The sequence below is a fragment of the Mesorhizobium ventifaucium genome (genome assembly GCF_935822925.1).
GTDB lineage: Bacteria > Pseudomonadota > Alphaproteobacteria > Rhizobiales > Rhizobiaceae > Mesorhizobium > Mesorhizobium ventifaucium.
Map to the genome: position 1 here is coordinate 1 of NZ_CAKXZS010000038.1, position 1,287 is coordinate 1,287.

The 1,287-nt window shown below is 61.8% G+C and carries 1 protein-coding gene; it reads right to left on the minus strand.

Going from position 1 to position 1,287, the window contains the following annotated elements:
- Positions 1-80: 80 nt before the first annotated feature.
- Positions 81-1,235 carry an IS4 family transposase gene (locus NMG70_RS27640; RefSeq protein WP_254027452.1) on the minus strand — a complete coding sequence of 385 codons (1,155 nt, stop codon included), beginning with the start codon at positions 1,233-1,235 and terminating at the stop codon, positions 81-83.
- Positions 1,236-1,287: the final 52 nt, after the last annotated feature.

The following is a 1,287-nucleotide window of genomic DNA, read 5'->3' on the forward strand; positions in this document are numbered from 1 at the left end:
TGATTTCGGCAAAGCGCGCCACGATTTTTCCCGGCCGCATCAGGACCAGTATGGCGTTGAGGATTGCAGGACGCAGGAGACTATGCAGCCTCCAAAGGGACAGCGATTGCGCTGTGGGTGGTTTCATCTTCACAGGGGGGAGAGTCGAGAACGTCGGTGACGGCCTCGTCGATCATCAGCGCCAGGATCAGATGGGCTGTTAGCCAGCTTCGAGCGAGCCGCTCATCGCGTGCGGGAAGCTTATGGATACCCATTCCACTCTTGAGCCGCTTGAAGGCGAGTTCGACTTGCCAGCGCAGCCGATAGGTTTGCAGAACCTCGTCGGCCGCCAATTCATCGGCTGGGATCGACGTCAGCAGCATGACGAAGCCTGCTGCGGTGAGGGTCATCGGGTGCAGCCTCTTGCTGCCACGTCGCTGATGCCCTCGCCTTGCCGCCTTCTGTGCTTTTTGCGTGGCCTCCTCATCCTTGCGCTTGACGATGAGCCTCGCCGGCAAGAGCGGCTTGCCTCGGCCCTTGTTTGTGCGGCCTGAATGCTCCAGGAGCACGCTCATCTCGCAAACTTCACCGGGCTGCAAGGGCTCAAAGATGGCGTTCCAGTCGACCCGTTGCCCTTCGGGCGTGGTCAGCCGAACACTGTTCCAGCCCGTGCGCACGATGAAGTCGCCGCCCGCCGCCACCACCTTTTCAAGGGACGGGGTACGAGCGTAGGCGCGATCGCCAACAACGATGTCGCCTTGGCGAAGCGGAACACGAAAGAAGCCTTCACCGCCGCGAGCGTCGCTAATCTCCAGATGCGTGAACCGCGCAAGCGCCGGTTCGTAGGTGGCGTGCAGCCGCCAGTCCGTGCCGGCACTGCCGGGATGCGAGATCGAACTGCCATCGACGACGCGCAGCCGACGCCCCGTCGCCGCGGTACTTTTGACACAAGCGTTTTCCAGCAAGGCGCCTGCGATGCAGCCAAGCCAATCGGCCGCTCCACGCAAGCGCTTCAAAAGAGCAACATCGGAAAGGCTCGCAACGTCGTTCATCCCGGCCCAGGCGGCCGCCGAGCGCAGGCTCATCCCGCCGGGGCCATAGGCCAAGGCCAGACGCAGCAATGTCGCTGCGTCCGCAACATTGCGACGACGTACCAGCGCTCCCGTCGCTCGCGCCGTCGTGTCAAGATCAACACATTGCGACAGTCTCGAGATCAGAGCCTGCCAGTCGCTTTCAATGGAATCATTCCTTTGCATCTGGCCTAGGAATCACATCTCGATTCCACCAGTCTACCCCTAAGTTAGCGCC

Excerpts from the sequence above, each read along its gene's own strand:
- NMG70_RS27640 (WP_254027452.1), bottom strand. The coding sequence starts at position 1,235 with ATGCAAAGGAATGATTCCATTGAAAGCGACTGGCAGGCTCTGATCTCG.